Origin of the sequence: Streptomyces sp. NPDC059248, from assembly GCF_042753905.1 — a bacterium.
GTDB lineage: Bacteria > Actinomycetota > Actinomycetes > Streptomycetales > Streptomycetaceae > Streptomyces.
Genome location: NZ_JBHYZV010000175.1, coordinates 1 through 1,985, shown reverse-complemented (window position 1 = coordinate 1,985; position 1,985 = coordinate 1). Strand labels below are relative to the sequence as shown.

Annotated in this window: 1 protein-coding gene; it reads right to left on the bottom strand. The window is 68.0% G+C overall.

Annotated features, from left to right (window positions below):
- A partial coding sequence (locus ACFXG1_RS33110) for a beta-ketoacyl synthase N-terminal-like domain-containing protein (protein ID WP_384745881.1) occupies positions 1 to 1,687 on the bottom strand: 1,687 nt, incomplete at its 3' end.
- Positions 1,688 to 1,985 lie beyond the last annotated feature (298 nt).

Genomic DNA, 1,985 nt, shown 5'->3' with positions numbered 1-1,985 from the left:
GCAACGCCACCAACGACGACGAACACGCCGTATCCACCGACACCGCAGGACCCTCAAACCCAAACCAATACGCCAACCGACCGGAGGCGACGCTGCCCGCGGTGCCGCTGGCGAAGTAGCCCTCCAGGTCCGGGGGGACATCGCGGATCCCGGGGCCGTAGTCGTGGTACATCACACCGGTGTAGACACCGGTTCTGCTGCCCTTGAGCGTCAGCGGGTCGATGCCCGCGTTTTCGAAGAGTTCCCACGCCGTCTCCAACAGCACTCGCTGCTGCGGATCCGTCGCCAACGCCTCCCGCGGCGACATCCCGAAAAACCCCGCATCGAACTCATCCGCCCCGTACAAAAACCCACCACGACGCGTCGACGACGTCCCCACCCGCGACGAATCCGAATGAAACAACCCCTCCAAATCCCACCCCCGATTCACCGGAAACCCACCCACACCCTCACGCCCCTCAACCACCAAATCCCACAAATCCCCCGGCGACCCCACACCACCAGGAAAACGACACGCCATCCCCACAATCACCACCGGGTCGTCCGTGACATCGGTATGCCGTACGTCCGGTCGGCGCGGGGCGGCGGCAAGGGCCGGCTCAGGCTCCGACTGCGACTGCGACTGCGGAGAGGGGGCCGGGATCCGCTCGACGAGATGGGCGGTGAGGGCGTCGAGGGAAGGGTGGTCGAAGGCAAGGGTGGCGGGCAGTTCCAGCCCGGTGGCGGCGGTCAGCCGGTTGCGGAGTTCCAGGGATGTGAGGGAGTCGAAGCCCAGATCCGTCAGGGCCCGCTCACCGGGGATGCCCCGGACGTCGTGGTGTCCGAGGACGGCGGCGACATGGGTACGTACGAGATCGGCGGCCGCACGTCGGCGGTCGGCCGCCGACAGCCCGTCGAGCCGTCCCGCCGACGGGGTCCGGCCCATCGCGTCGGACCGGCGGCGCGCGACGCCGGCCCTTCGGTGCCCGGCCTCGCCCCCGGCCCCGGGGGCCAGGCCTCGCAGGAGGGCGGGACCGGTGTCGGGTCCTCCCGCGTGGGTGAGGTCGAGACGGGTCGCGGCGACCAGGGCGCGATCGGAGGTGACCGCCTGGTCGAACAGCGCCATGGCGTCGGCGGACGACAGGGGCGCGAGACCCATCCTGGCCATACGTTTCAGATCGACCTCGGCGAGTCCTCCCGACAGGGATCCGGACTCCTCCCACAGGCCCCAGGCGAGCGACTGCCCCGGCAGACCCCGGGCCCGGCGATACGCCGCCAGAGCGTCCAGAAACGTATTCGCCGCCGCGTAGTTCGCCTGACCCGGCGTGCCCAGCAACCCGGCCATCGAGGAGTAGAGGACGAAGAGTGAGAGGTCCATCCCCTCGGTCAGCTCATGGAGATGCCAGGCGGCTTCCGCCTTGGGACGCAGAACGCGCTCCAACTGGTCCGGAGTCATCTCCGTGACGACTCCGTCGTCGAGAATGCCCGCGGTATGCACCACCCCCACCAACGGACTCCCCACCGGAATCCGCCCCAACACCCCCGCCAACGCCCCACGATCACCCACATCACACACCTCGAACACCACCTCACACCCCAACCCCCCCAACACACCACCCAACTCCACCGCACCCGGAGCACCACCACCCCGACGCGACACCAACACCAAACGACGCACCCCAAACACCTCAACCAACCGCCGCGCCACCAACCCACCCAACACACCCGACCCACCCGTCACCACCACCGACCCACCACCCAAACCCACCAACCCACCACCACCAACCCCACAACCAGAACCGGAACCAACAGCAACCCGCTCCAACCGAGGCACAAACACCACCCCACCCCGCACCCCGAACTCCGACCCACCCAACACACCCCAATCAGGCAACCCACCCACATCCACATCCACATCCACATCCACATCCACCAACACAAACCGACCCGGATGCTCCGACACCACCGACCGCACCAACCCCCACACCACCGAACCCACCAAACCC